Below are 18,421 nucleotides of genomic sequence, written 5' to 3'. Positions count from 1 at the left end.
GAAAATGAATAAGCAATGGTTTGGGATGTTGTTGATGGTTTCAGCTAACAGTATGGCGTCAAGTATGGTTTCTGATCCAGAAGGGTATGATTTTCATGGTTATTATGGTCTAGGGTATGAGCACAATGATGTTTCGATACCGGGTCTGAAATCGGATGTCATTCCAGGGTTGACCGTCATTGCAGGAAATCATTATCGTCAATGGTTAGATTTAGAATTCAGACTTTCAACCGCTTTGGATACCCCAAAGTTCAAATCTAACCGTATCACGACAATGGATACAAAGATTAGCTATGATTATCGAGTCACTGGGTTACTAAAGTTTAAGTGGTCTCCGGTTCAAGCATTAGATTTGAGTCTTTCTACCGGATACAGTTATATGGATTATCGCCTATCATCACCCACCACTGAAAAGCGAGATTATCAAGGTGGTTTGGTGTTTGGCGGCGGTATCGGCGTAAATCTTTCTAAGCGTTATTCACTGAATCTGGATTATTTGAGTTATCAACGAGATAATGGAATGAATTCTTCAGATCAAACTTGGCAAAGTGGTACCCTTTCTGTGCAGTATCACTATTAAACAGAAAGAAGGATAGTTTTTCTTTAATCCCCCGGTAAAAATCGGTATAATCCTGACTTCTTTCGGATAGCTGTCTGAGCGGTTGAAGGAGCACGCCTGGAAAGCGTGTATAGGTTAATAGCCTATCGAGGGTTCGAATCCCTCGCTATCCGCCATCCATTAAAATTTCTGAACTTCAAATATCTTTCTAAGCCCTGTGTTTACTAGCTTTAAACAGAATTTTTTGTCTGTTAAAAAAAGTTGGTTCTGGACGATTCTACTCATACGAATGAGTAAGAATTGAGTATAAAACTATCCCAGAATGAGTAGACATTATGCTAACCATTTCAAAAATCAATCGATTCAAAAGATCATCAAAACTACAACGTCATCTTGATGCTGATGGACTTTATTTAGAAGTTTCTCCAGTAGGTTCAAAGAAGTGGCGATACCGTTACAAAAACTTTGAAGGCAACTGGACAATGAAATCCCTCGGACCATACCCAGAAACTAGTCTTGAAAGAGCTAGAGAGCTTCGTGATGAGTTTAAAATTGTAAAAGACTATCAAGAGATAACTTTTGAAAAAACGGCTCTAGAATGGCTTGATTATAAAGACTATTCAAGTGAAAAAAATAAACAGATCATTCAACGCAGAATAGAGAATTACTTGCTTCCTCAACTAGGTGCCCAAGTTCTCAGTCATATTCGTCCAAAGGACATTCTACCCATACTCAAACAACTTGAAGCCAGAGGCTATCTTGAACTAGCGAGAAGAGTTCAAAACATCACCAGTCAGATATTCAAATACGGTGTTCAAAACCTCTACTGTGAATCCAACCCAGCAGAACCCTTGCAAGGTTGCACGAAGAAGCCAACCGTTAAACATATGTCAGCCATTGTCGAACACGAAGCATTTGCTGATCTAGTTTGTCGTATTGAACTAACAGAGCATCTTATGCCAAGTGTTAAGCTTTGTCTGCAAATAGCTCCATATGTTTTCCTGAGAAGTGAATCTATCCGTATGGCAAAACCAGAGCACCTAGATTTCAAAAACAAGCTATGGATTATTCCCAAAGACAAGATGGGAAGAGAGCATTGGATTCCGTTGACTGATTCAATGATTCAACTTCTTCAACTAGCAGTCCAACAATCAGATGGAGACTTCTTATTCAATGGTTCAAGACCCAAAAGACCCTTGAGTGAGAATACTCTCAATCTCGCTCTCAGATCTATAGGGATAGATAAAAACATTCATGTTTTTCATGGTTTTAGATCTAGTTTTTCTACCCTTGCTAGAGAAGCACTGAGGCTTGATGGTGAGTTGATTGAACTTCAGCTTGGTCATGTTAAGGGCGATGCTGTTAGAGTTGCTTATGATAGGTCTCAGAGGCTTGAGGAGCGTAGAGAAATGATGCAGGCATGGTCGGATTATTTGGATGGATTAAAGGGTGCTAGGTATCAATGATTTCATTAATCTAAGTTTTTTTATTATTTATGGAGAAATGAAACAATCCTAGCTAAGATGTTTACTTTGAAATGTTAACTAGGATATTTGTGTGTATAGAGACTTTGATGATTTTCAGGATGAGCATGAGTACTATCGATTAAAGCACATTGAGCGTCTGGGTATCGAACCATATGGAGAGGACTACTTTTGGTATGACTGTGATCTTTTGTCACTCATTAAAAATGCTTCAGTAAAAGACCCTGCGGATGATCCCTATGACTTGGATTCTCTGTCATTGAAAGATGCTAAATTACTCTTTCAAGCATTGGGAGAATTAGCACTCTATAAAGGGTTTGATATAAAAGATAATCCTGAGTCACTATATCACCCTAATAACAAGACATTGTTGAATACCTCAACCATGCCTGATGTACCTGTTTGTCCTCAGGCTTTTTCTGCGAAGGTGCAAACAGAGCTAGCAGAAAATGGAGTTTTGATCTCTCAGGATATGCCTGCTCTTATTGAAAGCATGTGTAGGCTATTCAACTTCTCTATTTCGCCTAATCAGAAATTACCCCAATCAATAAGTAGTTTAGTTTTTCCAGCTCAAACAGGTATTGGTAAATCAGTCTCGCTTCAAGTATATGTATCTATGCTTGCTGAGCATTCTTCAGTGATAGTTGTATCAAAGGTTGAGGAGGCAATTGGTTATTGTGAGTATATCAATAGGCTTAAAGGTGACGAAAATTATGCTCGTTGCTATTACGCTTTAACTGATAAGAATAAGAATTCACCAATGAGAGTTGAGGTTTCTAAGCTAGAAGATCATATGTGTATTGTTATCACTCATAATATGTTTAGAAGAATGAATGGTTTTGATGAAATTGATAGCTTTCGACAATATCAAGGTAAGAGTAGAGATTTTATTGCTATTGATGAAAAGCTTACATTCTATGAGCAGTATAAAATCAGTTATAAAGAACTTGATCAGTTACTCGATAATTTAGATGAGGCACTTAGGTGTTCTGATGAACTAGCTAGCTTTATTAGTTCTCATGAGGCTATGGATACTATCCGTAAATTTAAAGAGTTCTTGAAGTATAAAGATGAGTTAATTATTTCAGATGATAAAAGTATTGTTATTCAAGAGCACCTAGGAATAGATTTAGACGCAGACTTTGAATTGATGAATGAAAAGTTAAAGTTTTCAGACAAAAGAACAGGGTTTCCAAAGAAGATTGTCGGTATAAAAAATAAGGGCTCTGTGAGCCAGGCACTACATTTTCTAGGTATTAAAATGCAGAGGAAACGCAGAAATGTAATAGGAGTAGGATTTACAGAACTAGCTCATCATTTCCATGACTACATGAGGGAAATAGATAGTTATTATTGCGATAAGCTTGATCCTTCATTAGGTAATTGTATAAATCAAGTGGATGAACAAAAGGGCATTACCGCTAATACTATCGAGGTCGATAAGCTTATGCAAATGCTTGATGATGAAAACCCGCAAACAGTAGTTTATGAGGAGCCTTTAACTATGGCATTTATTATTGCTGAAATTATCTTAAAAGAACAATTAGAAAGCTTGATAAAGGGGATAGAGAATCTAGGAGGTATCAAAAACCCTATTTATAAGAGGGCGACAATAAATAAGATTGAAGAGCTGATTGAGAATTTAAAATACTTTTCGAATAATCACTTTCTTATCTATAAGACAAACTATGAAAAAGCAATCCTAGCAACTACAAATATGGTCAACCAACTGGGGCTTAGTGTTGTACTTGATGCAACTTCTCAGTTCAATGAGTACTATCAGTTAGCAAATCGATTTTTAGGTCATGTTGGGTTCGTGGATGCTCCGCAAATCCGAAAATACGAGAATCTAGTTATTCATAAAGCTAAAGACTTTAATCAGTCAGCATCAGCACTTTTTAAAAATAAAACCAATGAAGAAAAGGTAGAAACTGCAAAACAATATATATCCTTTGCAATAAGTGAATTGACGGATAAAGATGACAGAATGCTGATTATTGGTCATAAAGGATTTGTTCCAGCCTTGAAGAAGGAATGTACTGATCAGCGCATTGAATTTACTCATTGGGGAAACCATGTAGGAAGAAATAATTGGTCTCATTGCAATAAGGTTATGTTAGTGGGCTGGTATTATTTAAACCCTATAGAGTATGTATCAACAATCAATTCCGCTTTAGATTCTATTCTTCTAACTAGTCGGCACCTAGATGATGAATTAATTGAGAAATTTGCAATATCACAACTAGCTGATGATATGGTTCAAGGATTAATGCGATCTCAAGCTAGAGTAATAGCTTCCAATAATTCGGACTGTAAGCCTTCGGAATTCTATATCTTTTATAAGGACGATGAAAAAAGCGAAAAAGTATTGGAACTAGTAGAATCACAGTTCCCTCAAGCATCCATTAAGGATTGGAAGCCTCTAGGTATTCAGCTCAAGAAAAAAAGGTCTAAGCAGGATGAGAAGGCTGATGAAGCTATTGCTATACTAGTTGAAAAAGCAAAAAGCCATCAGACCTATTTATTAAGTGATCTTATTAGTGAGCTTAGCTTTAGTGCTTCAACTATGACCCGCATTCTTCGGAATGAATATATCCATGTGCAACTAAAGCTTCATGGATTCAGTTACAAATCTAAAGATGGCAAATCTAAATATTTTATATTGAACTAGGTTAATTTCATTTCATAGTTATTTAGTATTTCTATATATATGGAAAAATGAAATGATTTTCTTTCTTAATCTCCAACATTTCCTATTCAGTGGTCAGAACTTTCCCGTGTCGTTGTGTTGAATGGGTGAGAGGTGTAGCGTAGCGAAACCTCCTCATTCATTCACAAACAAAAGACTAAGGGTAAGAGCTGATGAAGCCTCGTCAGAGGCTGAGAACGTCAAAACAAAGAGCTTTGTGTTTATTTTTTAACTCTCAATGATGATAGCTCTACATCAAGAAGTTTTCGCTTCTGCGAAGCTCATCATCTCTCACACTTAGCCTTATAGCTCATTGCTCTCATTCATTCACTTCGTGCTTCGCACTACGTTCATGCTTTCGTTTATAGCTAACGGCACATGGTCGAGATGACCACCAAAGAATGAATGAGAGAGGGAGGCCTAGTTTGCTATGACAAGCTTGTATGGCAATCTAGAGGGAGTACTCCTAGTTTTCATAGCAAGTTGAAAAGGTTCAAAAACATATAAATCACCAAACATACATAAACATACACTCAAGCTCATGTGTGAAATGTTCTAATTTTGTTTAAGCCTAGTTTAACTTTCAGTACTTTTTTGAACTAGGCAATACCCCCCGTATGGTTTGAGTCTAGGTTGCTTTTTTATCTAGATGAGATTGTTTCATTTCAGGTAATTATTTTTATATTTTATGAGAGTTTGCAACAGTTTTGAAAGTTAACTTTACCTACATTTGATTTGTGAAATTTCTGAAAAATAACATACATGAACATACACTCCAATTCAATTAAGTTTTGGTGAATCGAACTGACGCCCTTCGGTTGTCGGATAGCTCGCAAAAGTAAACTTAACTCACTCTCTAGAGTGAAGTTTATGAAAAATATAACATACATGAAAAGATACATTAACACCCTATTCTTTGTCGTGTAATAAGAAGTTGCTTTGTGTACAAAATAAGACTTTTTTAGTACTCTTTAAATATGGATAATTTTTAAGAGTTGCTTGAACAACCTTTTGAGTCTTGTTTTTTGCCAGAAGTGGATTGTTTGGCTTTAAATTAAAATAAAATATGGATTAGAAATGAAAAAAATTATTATTATGTGTTTTGCTTTGTTGTCAATTTCAGCGCTTTATGGTTGTAGTGCTACGCAGAATGTTCGGGTAGCAGATGTAAATGCCAAGATTCCAGATGGAAAGGCTATTGTTGTTTTATACAGAGAGTCTTCAATGGTTGGTGGGTTAAGAGGGGCGAATATTTACGACAATGGTAAATTGATTGGAGACATTAAGAGTGGTACTAAGCTCGTTTGGGAGAGGGATGCCAATAAAATAATGTGTTTGAATAAAGAGCAAACTTTAGAAAAGTATATGGGTAATCCTTTGCTTACCGCTATGATTGATTCTTCCGAAAAACCTAATTGTTTTAAAACTGTTGCAGGAAAAGTTAATCAGTTTCAATACGATTATTTAAAAGGAATGTTTTTTACAAAAGAGCAATGGGAAAAACTGCAAGAAGAAAATCAGAAGAATTAAAAATACTTTAATTTATTTATCAGTTAATCTGTAAGTAATGTGGTTACAGATTCTAATATCGTCAGAAAGTTAGTTTTGTTAGCGAAGTGTTTTTTTGACAACGATGAGTAGAACTATGAGTAGAGTGCTATAATCTACTCATACACAGAGCATAGAATTATGTTCTTGAAATTCATTGGTCAGCTTCAATAAACCTTCGGATAGCTGTCTGAGCGGTTGAAGGAGCACGCCTGGAAAGCGTGTATAGGTTAATAGCCTATCGAGGGTTCGAATCCCTCGCTATCCGCCATTATTTTGTATTTCTGTCTTATCTAAACTCTTTTATCTTAATATTCCTAACATAAATAGAATCGTCATAGCACTGGCTAGGGTCGTAATGTAGACCAATCTTGATGCTAAATGGGCGTCACAGCCATACCTTTTTGCTAAAACGACACTGAGCATAGCGGATGGCATGGCGGATTCAAGCAGAATGACTTCCATTTGCCATTGTTGCAAAGGAAGAGCAAGCGTAGGCAGCCATACTAGAATGGGGCTGATAATGAGTTTTAATATAATCGCCACGACGGCTAGCACCAGAATATGTTTGAAGCCACTGAATTCAAGCATGACACCGATAGTCAATACGACGAAGAAAGTGTTGGCTTGCGCGATCAGGTGGACTGCATTGAATATCTCTGTAAAGAAAATACCGTCTAAAGGAAGCTGTAATTGTCCATACAGGATGCCCAGTACAATAGAAATAAAAATAGGCGATTTAGTGAACGTCAGTAAACTTTGTAAGGCGGTTATCTTTGACTGTGTTTGATGCCCCCCAAAATAAATCGCCACGAGTGTACCAACCGTGAATAAGCCAACACCAACCCCCAGTTCTGAAATAAATACGGCTTCTGAGATAGCATTCAAGTCTGTCGGAAAAACTTGTTCAACAATGGCATAGCCTAGTAGGGCAGAACTACCAAAAGCGGATACCAGCATTAGACTTCCTAGTTTCGGTTTAGGAAGCTTTAATTGGCGTCCAATCCACCAAGCAAACGCTAATAAGATAACCTCAGTTCCTAAGATAAATAATACGACTAAGGCATAGTCCCATTGTAGGTCTTGGGCGTGAGAGAGGGCATAGAAAATAGTTGCGGGTAAAGTTAGATGCGTTACGATCTGGGCAAAAAGAGCACCGTTCTCTTGCTTCACTATCCCAATTTTTCGTACCAACACAACGAGTGAAATAAGCGCGATTAAGATTAAAATGGAAGGAATGGCACTGAGAGATGACATTTAAAGCCTTTTGAAATTATAAGGTTCTTTAAATGAATTGTAGCAAGGTGCGAGCTGTCTGTTAGAAAAAATGATGCTTGTCTATGGAAAGCAATTTTGCAGATTAACTAAACTGTGCATCCGACTCATATAAGCGTATATGGTCACGGATGGCTTTTAATCTGAACTGACCTTTGTTGTATGTTGGGAAGGTGATGTTGTCGGCATCGGCATCAGATTGATGATAAAAAGTCAGATATTCTTTATAACTCAGTGCTTGACGGCTTTGAATTTGTTTTTGGTGGCTTTCAGTCATGAGGTGTTGTTTATACCCCGGTTGAATAATGCCGCTGAAAAATTCTGCGACGCAGCCTGATCCATAGCTAAAGAACCCAAAGCGCTTGTTGCTTAAGTCTTGTGTGGCGTTATCTAGAAATGAGCAGAACCCAATAAAGAGTGAAGCACTATAACTGTTCCCAACAACTCGGTTATAGGTTTGCCCAGCTAAGGTTTGTTCTTTAAATGTTTCATCAGAAATATCGGCTTTCACTTTTTTAACTAAAGTTTTATGCGCTTTTTCTGTCATTCGAGAAAACGGAATGTGATAACAGAATGCATCGATATCCTCGAAGTGACGACCTGTTTCTTCAACGAAATGTTCCCAGGCCTGCTTGAGACTATTTAAATAGACTTTGGTTGAGTATTTACCATCCACTAAAGCCGTAGTTCGGTAGTTGGGGCGCCAAAAATCCATGACATCATCGGTGTAATACCCGGATCCCGGTTCAATATTTAAAATACGCGGGTTTTCTTTAACCAGCATTGCAACAGCACCACACCCTTGAGTCGCTTCTCCGGAGGAGTCAACATCGTATTTGGCAATGTCAGCTGCAATGACAAGAATCTTTTCCTTAGGGTTTGCTTTAACCATGGTGTTTGCCATTTGCAGAGCCGCTGTGCCGGCATAACAGGCATGTTTGAATTCGACAACACGGCAACGCTTTGATAAATTCAGTAAACCGTGTAGGAATGCGCCCGCAGATTTGGATTGGTCGACGCCTGATTCGGTTGCGAATAAGACCGCTGTGATTTTTTGCTTATCAATTTTAGCTAAAATGGGCGCCGCCGCTTTGGCTGAAAGCGTCACGATGTCTTCATCAGGTGGGGCAATTGACATTTGTTCTTGCCCGATGCCGATAAGGTATTTGTTTAAATCGGCCCCTTTTTCTTCGGCAAACGTATCCAACCCCAAAAAGTAATCTGAGGTCGCAAAGTGAATTAAGTCAATACCAACTTTCATGAGTTAAATAGGGTCTTCCGTTACGGCACTATAAGTGAATCGTTTAAAAATAAATCTGCCAATTTTGGCATCCCCAGCAAGAATTGCGCAGTACGGAATTCTTGCTGTAATTGTTCTATGGTTTCAATCGTAACATTTGTTGAAGTCATGGCGGGCTTTAACAGCGGTGCAGCGACCCCACAAATTTGGGCGCCCATTATAACCGATTTAACCATGTCGATGCCATTGCGAATCCCCCCACTGGCAATAAATTGTGCATGAGATTGAAAAGGGCGGACTTGTTTCAGTGCTTGAGGCGTTGTTAACCCCCAATCTTGAAAGGTTTTACCCAAATCAGCCTGTTGGGTATTATCCGCCCGGTGTGCTTCAATTCGGCTCCAGGAAGTTCCACCTCGGCCTGCCAGGTCAAACCAGTCAATCCCGGCATCCAAGCCTAATTGAATGTCTTTACTGGATAACCCGCAGCCGACTTCTTTTAAGATAATGGGGACTGAAAGTTGTTGTTTCAAGTGTGCGATTTTTTCAGCCAGCTTGGCAAAGTTGGTGTCACCTTCCGGTTGAATCACTTCCTGCAGGGGGTTAAGGTGCAAGTACAGTGCGTCTGCTTCAAGTGTCTCAACCATTTTTTGGGCTTCATCATAACCAAATCCATAGTTCAGTTGAATCGCGCCCATGTTGGCAATCAACGGTACTGTGGGAGCAAATTGTCGTAGCTGGAAACTTTGTTCTGCTTTATTATCAAGAATCATGGTTCGCTGAGAACCAACCGCCATCGCCACCTGGCAATGCTCTGCTGCTCTGGCCAGGTTTTCGTTGATGGTGTTTAAGTTATTAGATGCGCCACCCGTCATTGAGGAAATCAGTAACGGGAAGTTAAGCGTATAGTCTAAAAAAGCAGCACTTGAATCTATTTGCGCATAATCGCACTCTGGTAATCCGCGATGAGTCAATTGGATTTGATCGAAGCCAGATTGTCGACGTTCTATTTTCTCGTCTTGCAATAACCAGTCTATGTGGTCTTGCTTACGTTGTGTAATGGGTGAATCAGACATATAAGTTTAAGAAGGATCGTTCTGGCGTTCAAGCTTCAAATGGGCGGACATAAGCTCTCCCGGACTGGTTTGTGCGGCCAATAAAGAAAGCTCACCACATAGGGCGGTTGCACCTGCAATACAAGCCAGTCGTCGAGCGTTTTTTCCAGGCCTTGCGGTTTTATCTGCACACCCGAGTTGCTCTAAATTTTCGAGTACGAAGTCGAGTCCTTTTCCGTTGCCCACCGTGCCGACAATCAAGTTAGGTAAGGTCGTTGAGAAGTATAAATCGCCATCAGGCGTGACTTCGACATGGTTAATGGCTTGAGAGCCTTCGACAATGTTAGCTGCATCTTGTCCTGTCGCCAAATAAAACCCGAGCAACATATTTGCGACATGGGCATTGGCTGTTCTGAGCCCACCGGAAACAATGCTGCCAATTAAGTCTTTTTTGATATGGAGGTCGACAATTGCTTCTGGTGTGGTTTTTAAAAAACGTTGGCACAGTTTTCTTGGAACGGTTGTTTCGCAAACCACATTTTTGCCGCGCCCTAAAATGCCGTTCACGGCAGAGACTTTTTTATCGGTACAGTAATTTGCCGAAATTGAAACATAACTTAAATCAGGATAAGTTTCCAAAATCCAAGGAATTAATTTATCGGCCGCATTCGTTACCATATTGTGACCAGACGCATCGCCGGTACTGAATTCGAGCCTTAGGTAAATTAAATTTCCGACAATTTGAGCGTTTAAATCTAATAATTTAGCATATTGACTTGATTGAGAAACGACCGCTTGCAAAGCTACTGGGTCTGCTTTCAACGCTTGAAAGCGCTGTAGTGCAATGCTGGCATTCGGGGCTTCCAATAAGACTGAGCGCGTCATGCGCTCATCAATGACGGTGACACGAATGCCACCAGCATGGTGTGTGACACGTGCACCACGCGCTACAGAAGGCCAAAGCGGCGTTTCATATGTCGCCATCGGAACCATCAAGTCATCTGTTTCCACCTCTCCAATCAGTTTGAAAGGGCCGACAGACTGCATAGGAATATGCGCAAAGTTTCTAAGTGATTCGTTTTTCATATTCGGGTATTATATGACAACTTAGTGTTAGATTGATTGAAAAGTTATGACTCGGAAGTCATAAGAAAGTTACAAGGAAAAGAAATGGCGTTAGCAACTGCAAGACATATTTTAGTAGAGACAGAAGAAAAAGCATTAGACCTTAAAAAACAAATTGAAGAGGGCGTGGATTTTGCCGATGTCGCAAAAGCAAACTCATCTTGTCCTTCCAGCCGAAGTGGTGGAGATTTAGGTCAATTTGGTCCAGGCATGATGGTGCCAGAATTTGATAAAGTTTGTTTTTCTGCCGATGTCGGGTCTTTACAAGGACCTATTAAAACGCAGTTTGGTTATCACCTCGTGGAGGTAACAGATAGAACAGAATAATTTGTTCATCTATCCTGCTGAAAAGAAGCCCGTAAAATTAGCCAGGCCTGGTTGGTTTTACGGGCTTTTTTGTTTTATTAAATCGGACAAATATTTATATAACCTACAGGTAATTGCACGTGCTTACGATTGAATGATTTTTTTACTCTGAAAGTATTCTCGATATAATGAGGAACATTACTTATAGATTTGATCGAATTGAACTGCCATAGGAAAGCTTATGCGAATAGCCCTTCATTGCTTTGTGTTACTGATTTCTTTTTTCTTTGTATCTTCTTCTTTCGCTGTCCAACCAAACTCAAACGCCCAAGCAGCTGTTGCTATGCCGGACTCGTACAGTGCGGAAGTTGCACGTAAAATTTTATTATCAGGTGGTAATGCGGTGGATGCTTCAGTTGCCGCGGCATTTGTATTAGCAGTGACTTATCCAGAAGCCGGTAACTTAGGCGGTGGCGGCTTTATGACACTTTATGCCAATACGGATACATCACAAAAAAAGCAGGCTTATTTTCTAGATTACCGAGAAAAAGCGCCCAAAGCGGCATATCGGGATATGTATTTAAATGCAAAAAAAGACGTGGTTCCCTATAAGTCATTGATTGGTTATCAAGCTTCTGGCGTCCCAGGGACGGTAATGGGAATGTGGGTCGCCCATCAACGATTTGGAAAATTGCCCTGGGGGGCTTTGCTCCAACCGGCAATCGTTCTGGCTGAAAAGGGGTTTGTGGTGCCTAAAGCCTTGGAAGAGGTTGCACATTGGTATCAAAACTGGATAGCGAATAAATCGAAAGTGCCTTTAAATTTTAAGCATTATTTCGGCGGACTGAAATCGGGCGTGCTTTTTAAACAACCTGAGTTGGCTACGACCTTAAAACGAATCGCACAAAAAGGGCCGTATGATTTTTATTTTGGGCAGACCGCTCAGTTGATTGTCGAGCAAATGCAGTCGCAGGATGGACTGATTACATTGGACGATTTGGCGCACTATCAAACCAAATGGCGTCAACCCATTCAAGCAGATTGGAAAGGGCATCAAGTCATTTCAGCACCGCCACCGAGTTCAGGCGGGGTTGCCATTGTTCAGTTATTGAAAATGAAAGAAATATTGGAAAATCAATATCAAGATGCGTTGTTATCCATGGACAAAGCGGGCATTCCGCCGCAGGCGACTCGTGCCCATTTTTATGCCGAATTATCGAAGCGGGTGTACGCAGATCGAGCTCAATATCTAGGCGACCCAGATTTTATTACGGTTCCGACAAAAAAACTTATTTCCAATCGCTATCTTCGAAAAAGAGCGGCTGGCGTGTTAATGGATGAGATTTCCGAGACCGAACAAATAAAACCCGGGTTGGCGGAATCAACTGATACGACGCATTTTTCGGTAATTGACGCACAAGGGAATGCCGTTTCAAATACGTATACGTTGAATATGCCATTTGGCAGTGGGGTGGTGATTTCAAAAGCTGGCTTTTTAATGAACGATGAGATGGATGACTTCAGTACCAAGCCAGGCGTGGCAAATGTGTTTGGTGTTGTCGGTGGCAAGGCGAATGAAATTGCACCGGAAAAACGTATGCTGTCTTCTATGTCTCCGACGATTTTAGTAAAAGACGGACAAGTTGAAATGGTGGTCGGTACTCCCGGTGGCTCCTCGATTATTACCTCGGTGTTTCAAACGATTGTTAACGTCATTGATCGTCATCTTTCGCCACAAATGGCGGTTGATGCGCCGCGTGTGCACCATCAACTTTTACCGAAAGACGTGATTATGTATCACCCTGATTTGAGTACAGAAACCAAGCAAGCGTTGCGTTTAATGGGGTATCAGTTAAAGCGAAACAACTATCTAGGGGATGTGCAATTAGTTATTCGCCAGCAGGGACGCTTGCAAGCCGCTTCTGACATCAGAGGTCGAGGGGTTTCGAAGGTGTTTATGGTTCTAGATTAAGATTTCTTCGAGTCGAGAGTCACCGCCATGACATCGCATTGCGCTTGGTGTAAAACGCTGTCCGTGGTCGAGCCGATGAGTTTATCTAAAAAAGACATTCCGTGTCGTCCCATCACAATTAAATCAGCCTGAATCTGATTGGCGTAATCAATAATCTGCATTTTAGGAAACCCCGTCAAAAGGTGACAATCAGCTGTTGGAATTTGGTTAGTTTCAGCTAAATGATGCAGTTTTTGTGTGGATGCTTTTTGAAGGGCATCTAACACCTCTGGAAACCAAGCGCCCGGTGATGTGGTTAAAGTGACGTCGTCGAAAACCGGGTACATAGGCTCTTCAATGACATGTAATAAATGAAGTTCAGCCTCATACATTGCAGCCAGTTGTTTGGCTCTGGCAATGGCTTTTTCGCTGTGTTGAGAAAAATCGACCGCGACTAAAACCGTTTGATAATGATGCATGTTCATCTCCAAAAGACAGTGAAAAAGAAAATCCGTTACAGGTTACTGTATGCGACCGGACAATTTTAAGCAACTCAACTCAGCAATATCGCCAGGCCTGGCGTTTTTTTCATGATTATTGCGCTCTGACGGAAAAGGTATCCGTTGCTTTAAGTTTAATCATCTCTGGGTTCGGTGTGTTATTTTCAATTAACCAAGCAATTTCTTCTTGTTGCTGACTGGCTTCAAAAACTTTCTGCCAGACACGCTCAGCCGGTTGCCAACGATAACCGCGTTGCTTTAAGTCATCTTTTAAATCAAAAGGCGCACCGGTGGCTTTAATCAATACCTTTTGCTGGCGTACGGATGAAAGTAAAAAGTGAAAAGCCGGTAACGCAGCGTCTGAAATCGGGAAAGTGAGTAGATGGGTTAAAGCCTGCACATCATCCAATGCTCGGTGAGCGTCATAAAAGAATTGACCAATTTTCCAGCAAAGAAATTCCTGACTGCGAGAACCGATCTTCGCTAAATGAAACCAATCAATCTGAGCAACTGAACAGCCCCACACTTTATCCACAAAACACTCGCTATAACGTTCAACGACCGGCCGGTCGAATGCTGCATTATGGGCGACACACAGTTGCACGTCAGCCATGTCGGCTTCCACTTCTGCCCAGGGGATTTGGTGACCCTTAACATCGTCCAGCGTCAGCCCGGTTACTTGAGTGACTTCGGCCGAAATCTCTCCCTCAGGTTCATTCAAAAAGTTTTTCGCCGTTAATATCTGATAAAAGTTGCCTTGCGAGTCAAATTCAACGATCTGATACCCCAGCTCAATGATTTCACAAGCGCGGGTATCCAGCCCAGTGGTTTCGGTATCAATAATACACACCTTGTGCAAAGGTTGACCTTCTGGTACTCGATAACCGGGGATGGGTTTGAAGCGCCGTAAAACTTGATAGTCGTCTGATTGATCAAGCTGTTGAGCGAAGGATTCTAAATCGTTTTGCGGGGTCATAGGTCGTTTAACTCTTGGGTAATGAGAAAGGTTATTCTTGCAGAAGCGTTAAGGGAATTCAAAAAATCTTTATCTTTATGAATGCCAATGCATTTGGAGTCTTTGCCAAAAAGTGAGTCGAGTGGTGATGCGGACATAAAGATATAAGCGCTGATACTGGCGGTAGCAAGTTTCAAGTTGGCAAGCGGTAATATATTGATGCTTGAGTAACTGGTTTATTCGTTTAGCTTCAGATCTTGGGAGATATCCCAATAAGTGAGTTTGATCAATCGGAACGGTTACCCAAACCTGAATGGCATTGGCATCGTATTCATTATCCGGTTCTGGGCATAATTGTAACGGCATGTTAATAGAGAGTTGGCCAGTCGCATCGATACGGTCGGCATCATAATAATAACTTCCCTTAATCAATAAGACTTGGTCTTGTTGACGCGGTTGAGTGAAGAAGGAAAAAAACGCTTTTATCTTTGGCATTCATGCCCCCTTAATTAACTCTGAGAGATTGGCGGGTCTAAATCGTCAGGCAGTGCATCGTTATAACTTTGATGTTGGCGGCAAATTTTTTGACATTCCATGTTTAGCTTACGAAGTGCTTTTAACAGGCTTTCAATTTCAGGTTGCTGGTTTTTATCTAAAAGGTAGCTGTAAAAACAACTATGTACTTGCACCATTTCATGCATCAGTTTCCAGGCATCTGATTCGCTCATTAAATAATGCGCATGCGTTAAAGCGTTCACGGGATGAATATAATCATGATAAGGAATTTCCCATGGCGGAATTTCTGGCAGTGAAATTGTTTTTATCGAGTCTTGTATTAAAGCCTGTTCCGATAAAAACTGCGGACAAAACTGTTCAAAAACCTTTGCCGCTATGAGATTGTGATGAGTGTGTAAAGTGTGACAAAAGGTTTCACAGTGATAAATACTTTCTTCAATCATTTCATTGATTGCAGCCAATACCCATGCCATATTTTGATGCGTTTTTTTGAGATGAGGGTGTGCATTGGAGGTCGTATTCATGGCGTTCATACGTTTAACTCCTTTTCAATTTCCGCTAAAACGTCAGCTGGATTTTCACAGGGTGTGTTGGTCGGTTCGTATACCGGTAAATCTGCTTGATAAAAGATGCCTGTGTCAAAACCGTCACTGCTGTAGATGCTTTTTGCGGCTTCAGCAGGGTTGGAAGAAGGGGACACATTTAAAGAGCGCATGGATTTTTGCCAGGCTTTTTCTTCTGGACGAAAGGTCACGCAAGGGCTTTTGATTTCAATCAGCGAAAATCCTTTGTGTTGAATCGCTTCGGTCATCAGTTTAGTGAGTCCGTTTGGATCTCCGGAAAACCCTCTCGCAATAAAACTGGCACCAGCGGCTAACGCAATTCCCATTGGGTTAAAACGTGCAACGCCTGTTCCCTGAGGGGTGAGTTTACTTTGCCATTCAGCAGGTGTTGTTGGAGAGGGTTGGCCTTTGGTCATGCCGTAGACTTCATTGTCCATCACGATATAGGTGATATCCATATTACGGCGGCAAGCATGGATAAAATGGTTTCCACCGATCGAATAACCGTCGCCATCACCGCCTGCCACTAAAACGGTTAAGTCCGGTCGATTGGCTTTTAGCCCACTGGCTAATGCCAAAGCACGACCATGCACGCCATGAAATCCGTAGACATTTAAGTAGGCTGGCAACCGTGAAGAGCAACCGATGCCTGACACCAACCCGATTTGTTCTTTTGGCAATTTTAGCCAAGCCAGCGCTTTGGTGAGTGCTCGCAGAATAAAGAAATGACCACACCCCGGACACCAGACCGGATGGACGTTAGATAGATATTCGGTTGGCTTGACGGTTTTTACCGTGATTTTCTCAAGTGGTGTCTGTGAAGCGTGTGTCATTTGAGACCCTCCAGACAGTGAATTAAGGCGGTTTGAACCGTTGAAGGCTTAAATAAAATTGGGCCGGCTTCTGCAATGCTTTGACTGTTTCGAGGGATCGCATTGTCGGAGAGTAAGTAGTGAAAGAGTTGCCCAGAAGCATTTTGTTCAATAACGATGACGGTCTTATCCTTGGCAACAGCTTGAATTTGTTCGGTCTGCAAAGGCATTAACAAACGTAACCCTAATAAGCTGATGTCCGCCCCTTGTTGATTTAAAGCTTCAACGGCAATGCGAACAGCTTCATAGCTTGACCCCCAGGTGATAACGAGAACAGTAGCATTTAATGTCTCAGTCACTTTTGCCCAGTGTTCTCCGTAGTTGTGCTGGGTGATTTTCTGAGCCCGTTTTGTCAGTTGTTGCTGGTGCTCTTTTGCCATGGAGGATGGTTTTCCGGTTTCGGTGTGCTCCAGACCATCGGCGGTATATTGGGTATCCGGTGTGCCTGGCCAAGCGATGGGAGAAACCGCTTCCTGCGTTAACTCATAGCGTTGGTAGTCGGATGTTGTGGCGGGTGGTCGTAATCGTTTTAAGTTGAAGTCAACGGGCGGAATTGGATCGATAATCACGCGTGATTGCCCTAAATGTTGGTCAGACACTTCGACAACCAAAGTTTGTAGCGCTTCTGCCAGACCTAATGACCATTGTGAGATGGTGACCATTTCTTGAACATTCAGCGGAGCAATCACCACGTGCGGGGCTTCTCCATGAAATCCGTAAAGCACCTGGTTTAAATCTGTTTGCTCCGATTTTGTGGGAATGCCGGTAGAAGGGCCGCCACGCATGACGGTGACCACAAGGGCAGGGGTTTCACTGGCGATGGCTAACCCCATCGCTTCTGTCATCAAAGAGAACCCTGGGCCGGAGGTTGCCGTCATGCTGGGTAGTCCACCAAAGGAACCGCCAATCACCATATTCATCGCAGCCAATTCATCTTCAGCGATTAAGACTCGGCCCCCTAATTTTTCAATGCGCGGGGCTAGATATTCCACAATGTCGGTGGCGGGTGTAATCGGATAGGCGGCAGCCAATTTTAAGCCTCCTCGTAATGCCCCTAATCCACATGCTTCATTACCACTGATGTTCCAGCGGGGTTTTTGAGTGGGGTGCCAGTGGGAGAGTTTTTCATAATGACTGTCTGGAATCATGCGCATGCCAGCTTGAATGGCTTCTAAAGAGGTTGAAATGACGTCGTCCCCTTTTTTTCCAAGTGTTCTTTTTAATGCGGCTTCAATGAAGGTAAGGTCTAGGCCGATTTGTTGAGTCAGTATCCCCAGCGCAAACATATTCATGCGACTGCCTTTTATGGTTTTGACAGCATTTTGTAACCCTATCCCGATCAGTTTCGCACCGGAATTTTCCACCAGGCCTGGCGGTTTTTCACGACTATTGTCATAAATGACCAAACTGTCTTGCGTTAAAGGAATCTCATCGGAAAATCGCTCAAATTTGAGCCAATCCAACGCTAAGTGAATATGGGAGAATTCTGCTAATGTTTCGATAGGATGATCTGAAAGGTTCAGCATCACTGCCGATTCGCCACCTCGAATCTGCGGGCCAAAAGAGCGGGTCATTACCCCATAAAATCCCGCTTTTGCAATGGCTTCGAGTAAAATAAGTCCAACGGTGACCGCCCCTGTTCCGCCTGATCCCGATACTGAAATCGCTAGGTTGTCTTGGGTTGCTGAAACCGGCTGAATCATGATTTTCCTCTAAGCTTTTTAGGCGCTAAATGGATTGAAACGATAATGTCTTTATTCTAGAACAATCAAAACTAGGATACACT

16 protein-coding genes and 2 tRNA genes are annotated in these 18,421 nt (G+C 41.5%); 8 read left to right on the top strand and 10 right to left on the bottom strand.

The genetic code is table 11. The features are described 5' to 3' along the window. Positions 1-4: 4 nt before the first annotated feature. The 6 genes from P8629_RS04670 to P8629_RS04645 all read left to right on the top strand — a co-directional run bounded on the left by P8629_RS04670 (position 5) and on the right by P8629_RS04645 (position 6,551). Positions 5-580 carry an outer membrane beta-barrel protein gene (locus tag P8629_RS04670; RefSeq protein WP_278164925.1) on the top strand — a complete coding sequence of 192 codons (576 nt, stop codon included), beginning with the start codon at positions 5-7 and terminating at the stop codon, positions 578-580. 64 nt (positions 581-644) lie between these two features. Next, positions 645-735 (top strand) — tRNA-Ser (locus P8629_RS04665). A gap of 159 nt (positions 736-894) precedes the next feature. Then, positions 895-2,025: a tyrosine-type recombinase/integrase gene (locus tag P8629_RS04660; protein ID WP_278164923.1), complete on the top strand. Its 1,131-nt coding sequence runs from the start codon at positions 895-897 to the stop codon at positions 2,023-2,025. Positions 2,026-2,116: 91 nt separating this feature from the next. Further along, positions 2,117-4,714, top strand: a complete 2,598-nt coding sequence (locus tag P8629_RS04655) for a hypothetical protein (protein ID WP_278164921.1) — start codon at positions 2,117-2,119, stop codon at positions 4,712-4,714. Between the two features lie 1,095 nt (positions 4,715-5,809). Continuing rightward, positions 5,810-6,262: a hypothetical protein gene (locus P8629_RS04650; RefSeq protein ID WP_278164919.1), complete on the top strand. Its 453-nt coding sequence runs from the start codon at positions 5,810-5,812 to the stop codon at positions 6,260-6,262. Between the two features lie 198 nt (positions 6,263-6,460). Continuing rightward, a tRNA-Ser gene (locus P8629_RS04645) sits at positions 6,461-6,551 on the top strand. A gap of 32 nt (positions 6,552-6,583) precedes the next feature. On the opposite strand, the gene P8629_RS04640 is transcribed toward P8629_RS04645, so the two are convergent. The 4 genes from P8629_RS04640 to P8629_RS04625 all read right to left on the bottom strand — a co-directional run bounded on the left by P8629_RS04640 (position 6,584) and on the right by P8629_RS04625 (position 10,933). Further along, complete coding sequence (locus P8629_RS04640; protein WP_278164917.1) at positions 6,584-7,537, bottom strand: AEC family transporter; 954 nt, start codon at positions 7,535-7,537, stop codon at positions 6,584-6,586. A gap of 103 nt (positions 7,538-7,640) precedes the next feature. Next, positions 7,641-8,816 carry a hydroxymethylglutaryl-CoA synthase gene (locus tag P8629_RS04635; protein ID WP_278164915.1) on the bottom strand — a complete coding sequence of 392 codons (1,176 nt, stop codon included), beginning with the start codon at positions 8,814-8,816 and terminating at the stop codon, positions 7,641-7,643. Positions 8,817-8,836: 20 nt separating this feature from the next. Continuing rightward, a complete protein-coding gene (fni, locus tag P8629_RS04630; RefSeq protein WP_278164914.1) occupies positions 8,837-9,868 on the bottom strand; it encodes a type 2 isopentenyl-diphosphate Delta-isomerase in 1,032 nt (343 codons plus the stop codon). A gap of 6 nt (positions 9,869-9,874) precedes the next feature. Then, positions 9,875-10,933: a hydroxymethylglutaryl-CoA reductase gene (locus tag P8629_RS04625; RefSeq protein WP_278164912.1), complete on the bottom strand. Its 1,059-nt coding sequence runs from the start codon at positions 10,931-10,933 to the stop codon at positions 9,875-9,877. A gap of 84 nt (positions 10,934-11,017) precedes the next feature. On the opposite strand from P8629_RS04625, the gene P8629_RS04620 reads away from it, so the two are divergent. Further along, positions 11,018-11,299 carry a peptidylprolyl isomerase gene (locus tag P8629_RS04620; protein ID WP_336618918.1) on the top strand — a complete coding sequence of 94 codons (282 nt, stop codon included), beginning with the start codon at positions 11,018-11,020 and terminating at the stop codon, positions 11,297-11,299. A 220-nt stretch (positions 11,300-11,519) separates the two neighbouring features. Further along, positions 11,520-13,250, top strand: a complete 1,731-nt coding sequence (ggt, locus tag P8629_RS04615; protein ID WP_278164910.1) for a gamma-glutamyltransferase — start codon at positions 11,520-11,522, stop codon at positions 13,248-13,250. Here the strand turns inward: ggt and P8629_RS04610 are convergent. From P8629_RS04610 to P8629_RS04585, 6 genes are all read right to left on the bottom strand, one after another. Next, positions 13,247-13,708: a universal stress protein gene (locus tag P8629_RS04610; RefSeq protein ID WP_278164908.1), complete on the bottom strand. Its 462-nt coding sequence runs from the start codon at positions 13,706-13,708 to the stop codon at positions 13,247-13,249. The two genes, ggt and P8629_RS04610, sit on opposite strands and share 4 nt — an antisense overlap. A 115-nt stretch (positions 13,709-13,823) precedes the next feature. Beyond that, the gene (locus P8629_RS04605) at positions 13,824-14,705 is read right to left on the bottom strand and encodes a 3'-5' exonuclease (RefSeq protein WP_278164906.1); all 882 of its coding nucleotides are present in this window, start codon (positions 14,703-14,705) and stop codon (positions 13,824-13,826) included. 75 nt (positions 14,706-14,780) lie between these two features. Beyond that, the gene (locus P8629_RS04600) at positions 14,781-15,179 is read right to left on the bottom strand and encodes an HIRAN domain-containing protein (protein ID WP_278164904.1); all 399 of its coding nucleotides are present in this window, start codon (positions 15,177-15,179) and stop codon (positions 14,781-14,783) included. Positions 15,180-15,193: 14 nt separating this feature from the next. Continuing rightward, the gene (locus tag P8629_RS04595; protein WP_278164902.1) at positions 15,194-15,733 is read right to left on the bottom strand and encodes a hypothetical protein; all 540 of its coding nucleotides are present in this window, start codon (positions 15,731-15,733) and stop codon (positions 15,194-15,196) included. Then, positions 15,730-16,596, bottom strand: a complete 867-nt coding sequence (locus P8629_RS04590; protein ID WP_278164900.1) for a 2-oxoacid:ferredoxin oxidoreductase subunit beta — start codon at positions 16,594-16,596, stop codon at positions 15,730-15,732. The genes P8629_RS04595 and P8629_RS04590 overlap by 4 nt, the downstream gene beginning before the upstream one ends. Beyond that, complete coding sequence (locus P8629_RS04585) at positions 16,593-18,338, bottom strand: 2-oxoacid:acceptor oxidoreductase subunit alpha (protein WP_278164898.1); 1,746 nt, start codon at positions 18,336-18,338, stop codon at positions 16,593-16,595. Before P8629_RS04585 ends, P8629_RS04590 begins: the two co-directional genes overlap by 4 nt. Positions 18,339-18,421 lie beyond the last annotated feature (83 nt).

Origin of the sequence: Hydrogenovibrio sp. 3SP14C1, from assembly GCF_029625905.1 — a bacterium.
In the GTDB taxonomy this organism is placed as follows: Bacteria; Pseudomonadota; Gammaproteobacteria; order Thiomicrospirales; family Thiomicrospiraceae; genus Hydrogenovibrio.
This window is presented reverse-complemented; position numbering and strand designations above follow the sequence as displayed.

Bases quoted from the DNA above. Each gene is read 5' to 3' on its own strand.
- P8629_RS04670 (WP_278164925.1), top strand. From the start codon at position 5: ATGAATAAGCAATGGTTTGGGATGTTGTTGATGGTTTCAGCTAACAGT.
- P8629_RS04660 (WP_278164923.1), top strand. From the start codon at position 895: ATGCTAACCATTTCAAAAATCAATCGATTCAAAAGATCATCAAAACTA.
- P8629_RS04650 (WP_278164919.1), top strand. From the start codon at position 5,810: ATGAAAAAAATTATTATTATGTGTTTTGCTTTGTTGTCAATTTCAGCG.
- P8629_RS04640 (WP_278164917.1), bottom strand. From the start codon at position 7,537: ATGTCATCTCTCAGTGCCATTCCTTCCATTTTAATCTTAATCGCGCTT.
- P8629_RS04635 (WP_278164915.1), bottom strand. From the start codon at position 8,816: ATGAAAGTTGGTATTGACTTAATTCACTTTGCGACCTCAGATTACTTT.
- fni (WP_278164914.1), bottom strand. From the start codon at position 9,868: ATGTCTGATTCACCCATTACACAACGTAAGCAAGACCACATAGACTGG.
- P8629_RS04625 (WP_278164912.1), bottom strand. From the start codon at position 10,933: ATGAAAAACGAATCACTTAGAAACTTTGCGCATATTCCTATGCAGTCT.
- P8629_RS04620 (WP_336618918.1), top strand. From the start codon at position 11,018: ATGGCGTTAGCAACTGCAAGACATATTTTAGTAGAGACAGAAGAAAAA.
- ggt (WP_278164910.1), top strand. From the start codon at position 11,520: ATGCGAATAGCCCTTCATTGCTTTGTGTTACTGATTTCTTTTTTCTTT.
- P8629_RS04610 (WP_278164908.1), bottom strand. From the start codon at position 13,708: ATGCATCATTATCAAACGGTTTTAGTCGCGGTCGATTTTTCTCAACAC.
- P8629_RS04605 (WP_278164906.1), bottom strand. From the start codon at position 14,705: ATGACCCCGCAAAACGATTTAGAATCCTTCGCTCAACAGCTTGATCAA.
- P8629_RS04600 (WP_278164904.1), bottom strand. From the start codon at position 15,179: ATGCCAAAGATAAAAGCGTTTTTTTCCTTCTTCACTCAACCGCGTCAA.
- P8629_RS04595 (WP_278164902.1), bottom strand. From the start codon at position 15,733: ATGAACGCCATGAATACGACCTCCAATGCACACCCTCATCTCAAAAAA.
- P8629_RS04590 (WP_278164900.1), bottom strand. From the start codon at position 16,596: ATGACACACGCTTCACAGACACCACTTGAGAAAATCACGGTAAAAACC.
- P8629_RS04585 (WP_278164898.1), bottom strand. From the start codon at position 18,338: ATGATTCAGCCGGTTTCAGCAACCCAAGACAACCTAGCGATTTCAGTA.